The following is a 5762-nucleotide window of genomic DNA, read 5'->3' as shown; positions in this document are numbered from 1 at the left end:
TGCGGCCGTCGCGGGCCTCGCCCGGCACTGCCGCGGCGATGAGGAGGGCCCCGACGAGCGCGGCGCGCGCCCCGTGACGGATCGGCCCGAAGGACAGGGTGGTGCGCACGCTCAAAACTCTCCCGCTGGTGCGGGACGAGTTCAGCGCCCGGATGTTTAAAAATCCGCCAACGGAACGTGCACAATCGTGTTGGGCGCGCGTCGGCAGGCGCGTCTTCCGCCTGCCGTGACGCGGATTGCCCGGGATCGGATCAACGCTCCGACAGGAGCCCACGGAGGTCCGCCAGCACCGCCGCCGGCTGCAGATCCGCGTACTCGTCGGGCAGACCCTTCCGGTTGATCCAGGCGCAGCGCAGCCCGAAGGCGGTCGCGCCCGCGATGTCCCAGCGGTTCGAGGAGCAGAACAGGACGCGCCTCTTCTCCGCCCCGGCCTGTTCCAGCGCCCGGGCGTAGGCGGCCGGCGCCGTCTTGAAGACCCCCGCGGCATCGACCGAGAGCACGGCGTCGAGATGGTCGCCCAAGCCGGCCGAGGCGACGGCGCGCGCCAGCATCGGGGCGTCGCCGTTCGAGAAGATCGCCGTCCGCAGGCCCCGAGCGCGCAGTCGCTCCAGCACGCTCGCCACCTCAGGATAGGCGTCGAGGTCGCGGTAGGCGTCGAGGAGCTTCTCACGCAAGGCCCGGTCCACCGCCGGGTGCAGGGCGAGCGCGTGGTCGAGGGCCGCCTCGGTGAGGTCCCAGAAGCTGCGGTAGCGCCCGGCCAGCCCGAGTACCCAGCTGTACTCGAGCTGCTTGTTCCGCCACACCTCGGAGAGATGGCCGGCGTCGGGCCCGACCGCCGCGGCGTGGCGCTGCACCGCCGCGTGCACGTCGAACAGGGTGCCGTAGGCGTCGAACAGCACCGCGTCCGTGTGGGCGAGAAGGTCTTGGGTCATGGCGGGGCTCCGCGTCCGGGCCCCGGGATGTGGGACGGCCCCGGCGCTCCGCCAGCCCGCCGCCTCAGCGGGCGTCCTTGCCGGAGAGCTGCATGACGAGGCGCGTGGCGAGGTAGAGGCGCGGCGTCAGGCTGTCGAGCACGGCGAACTCGTCGGGGCTGTGGTAGCGCCCACCGACCACGCCGAGGGATTCGAGCACCACGGGCTTCTCCGGGCTGCCGGGCTGGAAGGCGTAGGCCGCGTCCGTGCCGCCGCCGATCTCGACGAGCTTCAGGTCGCCGCCGACCTCGCGGTAGATCGCCTGCGCCGCCTCGCCCAGCTTGCGCGTCGCCGGATTCACGGGCAGCGGCGGGCGGCCCTTGGCCAGCTCGAACGTCACCTGCGTGTCGGGGACGCGATGCGTCTCGGTGATCTTGCGGGCCTGGGTCAGGACGCGATCGTACTCGGAGGCCTCGAAGTAGCGCATGTCGCCCTCGGCCTTGGCCTGGTCGGGGATGATGTTCGGCTTGGTGCCGCCCGAGACCACGGTCCAGTTCAGGCTTGTGCCCTTCGGCTTGTCGCCGAGATCCTGCAGCTGCAGGATCTGATGGGCGAGTTCGGTGACGGCGTTGCGGCCGGATTCCGGCGCGCCGCCCGCATGGGCCGAGCGGCCCTTCACGGTGAGGCTCGCGTAGTTGATGCCCTTCGTGGCGATCGTGGCGGCATCGACCGCCTCGTCCGCGAAGGTCGGCTCGAAGGAGAGCACCGCGTCCTGTCCGGCGGCGACCTCGCGGATCACGTCCCGCGAGCCGCGCGAGCCGCGCTCCTCGTCCGGGTTGAACACCACGGTGATCTCGCCGAACCCGGTGAACTTCATCTGCTGCAGGGTGGCCAGCGTGTGCAGGATCATGGCGATGCCGGCCTTGGCGTCGGCCACGCCCGGGCCGTAGGCGCGCCCGTCCCGCTCCGTGTAGGGGCGCTTTCCGGCCTCGCCCTCGCCGTAGACCGTGTCGTAGTGCACGAGCAGCATCAGCTTGGCCTGCCCCGATCCCTTGATCCGGCCGATCAGGGTGTTGCCGCCGAAGGCGGGCGCGGGCCGCGCCTCGACGGTCGCGCCGAGAGCCTCCAGGCGCGCGCGCAGGGTCGCCTCGACCGTGTTGAGGCCCGGCACCTGGCCTGTGCCGGTATCGACGTTGACGAGCCCCGCCAGCGTCTCGCGCAGCGGCTTGTCCTGCGCCTTCACGGCGGCGAGCACCGTCGGGTCGGGTTCCGCCGCCGCGAGGGGCGCTGCCGTCAGCGGCAGGAGCGCGAGCGCGGCGAGGGCGAGGCGTCGGGTCATGGGTCTTCCGGGTTGCCGATGATCCGCCCGTTTCAGGCCGGATCGGCTTGCCGCGTCAAGCGCGGTACGATCGGGATCCACGGGACGAGGCGACGATGGCAGGCGCATCCTTCAAGGACCACTTCTCGGCGGCCGCCACCGGCTACGCGACCCATCGCCCGACCTACCCGGCGGCCCTGGCGGAAGCGCTCGCGGCGCTGGCCCCGGGGCGCGGCCTCGCCCTCGATTGCGGCTGCGGCAACGGGCAGCTCGCCCGGCTGCTGGCCGGCTCCTTCGACCGGGTCGTGGCGACGGACGCGAGCGCCGCGCAGATCGCCGAGGCCCGGCCGCACCCGCGGATCGAGTTCCGGGTGGCGCCTGCCGAGGCGAGCGGGCTTCCGGCGGCCTGCGCCGACCTGATCACGGCCGCCCAGGCCGCCCACTGGTTCGATCTGCCGGCTTTCTACGCCGAGGCCCGGCGCGTCGCCCGGCCCGGCGCCGTGCTGGCGCTGATCGCCTACGGCGTGCTCCACCTCGATGGGGCGGCGGAGGAGGTGCTGCGACATTTCTACACGCGGGTGGTCGGCCCCTACTGGCCGGCGGAGCGCGCCCATGTCGAGGCGGGCTACCGCACCCTGCCGTTCCCCTTCGCCGAACTGCCCGACCGGGCGACCGTGGCCGACTTGGCGATCGAGGCCGAGTGGAGCCTCGCCGACCTCGTCGGCTACGCGGGCACGTGGTCGGCGCTGCGCGGGGCGGAGGCGGCCCTCGGCGCGAGTCCGCTCCCGGCCTTCGCGCGGGATCTGGCCGCTGCCTGGGGCGATCCGGCGGTGCGCAGGCGCGTGCGCTGGCCTCTCGCCCTGCGTCTGGCGCGGCTCTGAGCCGGACCGCGCCGACCGCCGCCGAAGAATTGCCCCAAAAGCAGGGCTGTTCTCGCGGAGAAGCCGGACGCCCGTCGAAGAATCAGTGCGGCCGGTCCAGAGGACAAGCCAAGATGGTTCGCAGTCTCGCAATCGCCCTCGTCGTCGGGGGTCTCGTCGCCGCGCCGGCCGCCCAGGCCCGCGACGGCATCGGTCCCGGCGGGGCCGCGGCTCTGGGCGTGCTCGGTGGTCTCGCGGTCGGCGGTGCGCTCGGCGCCGCGACGGCCGACCCCTACTACCCCGGCAAGCCGGTCTACCGCGCCCCGCGGCCGGTCTACGTCGAGGAGGAGGTGATCGGCCCGGTCTGCCACTTCGAGCGGCGGCGCTACATCGACGCCTACGGCGACGTCTACTTCCGCCGCGTGCGCGTCTGCGAGTAGGCCGACGCGGTCGGTCAGCCCCGGCCGCCGCGCGGCCGGGGCGTGACGATCTCCGCGGGCGGCAGCACCGGCGGCGCGGTCCGCGGGCGCAGCCGCTCCGCGCAGGCGATGCCGCCGAGCACCAGCGCGAGGGCCAGCGCGTCGGCGCCGTCGAAGGGCTCGGCGAGGATCAGCACCGCGAGCCCGGCACCGAAGATCGGCACGAGGTTGATGAAGAGGCCGGCCCGGTTCGGACCGATCAGCTCGACCGCCGTCAGGAAGCTGAGCTGCGAGGTGAGCGAGGGCCCGAGCGCCACGTAGGCGACGATCAGCCAGCCCGTCGGCGTCGGCTGGACGAGGCGGCCCGCGGCCCACTCGGCGGCGAGGGGCGGCAGGGACGTCACGAAGGCCGCCGCGGCCAGCGCCGCGAAGAAGGCGAGCCCCGACATCCCGGGGCGCCTCGCCAGCGAGACGGTATAGCCCGCGTAGAGCAGGCAGGCCGCCAGCATCAGCAGGTCGCCGCGGTTGAAGGCGAGGTTGCGCAAGGTGTCGAGGTCGCCGTGCGAGGCGGCCACCGCCACGCCCACCAGCGTCACCCCCACGCCGAGACCCTGGCCCCAGGAGACGGGCTGCCGGTAGGCGAGGAAGTTCAGCACGAGCACCAGGATCGGTATCGCCCCCTGCAGCAGGGCGATGTTGACCGCGCCCGTATGGGCGCCCGCAGCGTAGAACAGGCTGGAATAGAACGTGTAGCCGACCGCGCCCATCACGAGGATGCGCGGCCAGTATCGGCACAGGCTCTCGCGGTCGGCCAGGACGTGGCGCCGCGCGAGCACCGCGAGGATCACGGCGGGGAAGAACCAGCGTAGGGTGGTGAGGGCCTGGGGGGAGACCTGCCCCGGGGCCCAGCGGGCCGCCACCACGTTGCCGGCCCAGACCAGCATCGTGAACAGGAGAAGCAGATAGGCGCGGCCCGCCCGGGAGCCGGCCGCGGCTGGCGTGCTCAGCGCCGGCTCAGCGACGGCGGAACTGGCCGCCGCGCATGGGCGGGCGGGGGCCGGAGGAGCGCTCGTCCTTGTGGCGGAACACGAGGCGGCCCTTCTCGAGGTCGTAGGGCGACATCTCGACGGTCACGCGGTCGCCCGCCAGCGTCTTGATGCGGTTCTTCTTCATCTTGCCGGCGGTGTAGGCCACGATCTCGTGGCCCTGGTCGAGCTGGACCCGGTACCGCGCATCGGGCAGGATCTCGAGGACGAGACCGTCGAACTGCATCAACTCTTCTTTTGCCATTCACCTTCTCCAGTCGGACCGTCTGGAAACAGGCGTTCCGGCATGCATGCGTCTTCTGGCTCGATCGGTTGGAACGTCGCCGTTGCGGTTCCGATCCTCGGCAGGCCGGCCCGCAACGTCGGCAGACGCGCCCGGATGTAATCGCAGCCGCGTCCTGCGGCAAGGCATGCGGGCGCAAGCTACGCCTTCCTCGACAGGAATCGCGCCCGGCACCTCAGGGCTCGTTGCCCGCGTAGTCCACGCGCCCGTCCGGCGTCCGGCGCCAGACCCGCAGGACGACGGCGTCTCTGCCGGGATCGCCCCGCCCGTCGAAGGTGACCTCGCCGAGGCTCGTGCGGACCGGGCCGGCGCGCAGCGCCTCGGCGACCCGGCGCCCATCCGGGCTGCGGGCGCGGGCCAGCCCCTGGGCCAGCACCTCGACCGCCATGTAGGCCGAGCCCGCGACGAGCGTGGCCTCCGGCCCGCGCGGGGGCGCCTTGCCGCGCGGCTCCGGCGCCCGGCGGTCGGCCAGGACCGTCATCACCGTGCCCTCGGCGGCCGGACCCGCGGCGGCGAAGTCGCGGTCGAGGAGGCCGTCGCTGCCCACGAGGGTCGCGTCGAGCCCGGCCTCCCGCATCGCCCGGGCCAGCACCGCCGCCTCGGCGCCGAAGCCGCCGAAATATACCGCCCGCACGCCCGCGGCCTTCAGCCGCCCGACGAGGTCGCCCGCCTCGCGGCTGCCGCGGGGCAGGCTCTCGAACAGCGCCTCGGGCCTGCCGCGGGCGCGCAGGGTGCGCGACACCGCGTCGGCGAGACCGCGGCCGAAGGTCGAGCGGTCGTGCACGATCGCCACCGGACCCTCGCGCTCCGCGAGCCACGCACCCGCCGCCGCACCCTGCTGGGCGTCGCCGGGCGCGAGGCGGAACAGGTTCCACAGGCCCTGCGCGGTCAGCGCCGGGTAGCTCGCGCCGGGCGTCAGCAGCAC

At 73.6% G+C, this 5762-nt stretch carries 7 protein-coding genes; 2 read left to right on the top strand and 5 right to left on the bottom strand.

Annotation, left to right across the window (positions count from 1 at the left end; all coding sequences use genetic code 11):
* Nucleotides 1–251: 251 nt before the first annotated feature.
* On the bottom strand, nt 252–932 hold the full coding sequence (locus AX737_RS13605; protein ID WP_066922157.1) for a haloacid dehalogenase type II: 681 nt from the start codon (nt 930–932) through the stop codon (nt 252–254).
* A gap of 64 nt (nt 933–996) precedes the next feature.
* Entirely contained in the window at nt 997–2250 is a 1254-nt protein-coding gene (locus AX737_RS13600; protein ID WP_066922155.1) for a glutamate carboxypeptidase, read from the bottom strand.
* 95 nt (nt 2251–2345) lie between these two features.
* On the opposite strand from AX737_RS13600, the gene AX737_RS13595 reads away from it, so the two are divergent.
* Together AX737_RS13595 and AX737_RS13590 are read left to right on the top strand one after the other, a co-directional pair.
* The gene (locus AX737_RS13595; protein WP_066922153.1) at nt 2346–3110 is read left to right on the top strand and encodes a class I SAM-dependent methyltransferase; all 765 of its coding nucleotides are present in this window, start codon (nt 2346–2348) and stop codon (nt 3108–3110) included.
* Between the two features lie 113 nt (nt 3111–3223).
* Nucleotides 3224–3529: a hypothetical protein gene (locus AX737_RS13590; protein WP_066922150.1), complete on the top strand. Its 306-nt coding sequence runs from the start codon at nt 3224–3226 to the stop codon at nt 3527–3529.
* A gap of 14 nt (nt 3530–3543) precedes the next feature.
* Here the strand turns inward: AX737_RS13590 and AX737_RS13585 are convergent, their stop codons facing one another.
* The 3 genes from AX737_RS13585 to AX737_RS13575 form a co-directional block, all read right to left on the bottom strand.
* Nucleotides 3544–4515: a DMT family transporter gene (locus AX737_RS13585; RefSeq protein WP_066922148.1), complete on the bottom strand. Its 972-nt coding sequence runs from the start codon at nt 4513–4515 to the stop codon at nt 3544–3546.
* A 7-nt stretch (nt 4516–4522) separates the two neighbouring features.
* A complete protein-coding gene (gene infA, locus AX737_RS13580; protein ID WP_066922146.1) occupies nt 4523–4798 on the bottom strand; it encodes a translation initiation factor IF-1 in 276 nt (91 codons plus the stop codon).
* A gap of 214 nt (nt 4799–5012) precedes the next feature.
* Nucleotides 5013–5762, bottom strand: a 750-nt coding sequence (locus tag AX737_RS13575; protein ID WP_156453701.1) for a branched-chain amino acid ABC transporter substrate-binding protein, incomplete at its 5' end; no start/stop codon positions are given.

It is taken from the genome of Methylobacterium sp. CCH5-D2, assembly GCF_001556475.1.
Classification (GTDB): Bacteria; Pseudomonadota; Alphaproteobacteria; order Rhizobiales; family Beijerinckiaceae; genus Methylobacterium; species Methylobacterium hispanicum.
This window is presented reverse-complemented; position numbering and strand designations above follow the sequence as displayed.

Coding starts and splice junctions, on each gene's coding strand:
- AX737_RS13595 (WP_066922153.1), top strand. CDS start 2,346: ATGGCAGGCGCATCCTTCAAGGACCACTTCTCGGCGGCCGCCACCGGC.
- AX737_RS13605 (WP_066922157.1), bottom strand. CDS start 932: ATGACCCAAGACCTTCTCGCCCACACGGACGCGGTGCTGTTCGACGCC.
- infA (WP_066922146.1), bottom strand. CDS start 4,798: ATGGCAAAAGAAGAGTTGATGCAGTTCGACGGTCTCGTCCTCGAGATC.
- AX737_RS13590 (WP_066922150.1), top strand. CDS start 3,224: ATGGTTCGCAGTCTCGCAATCGCCCTCGTCGTCGGGGGTCTCGTCGCC.
- AX737_RS13600 (WP_066922155.1), bottom strand. CDS start 2,250: ATGACCCGACGCCTCGCCCTCGCCGCGCTCGCGCTCCTGCCGCTGACG.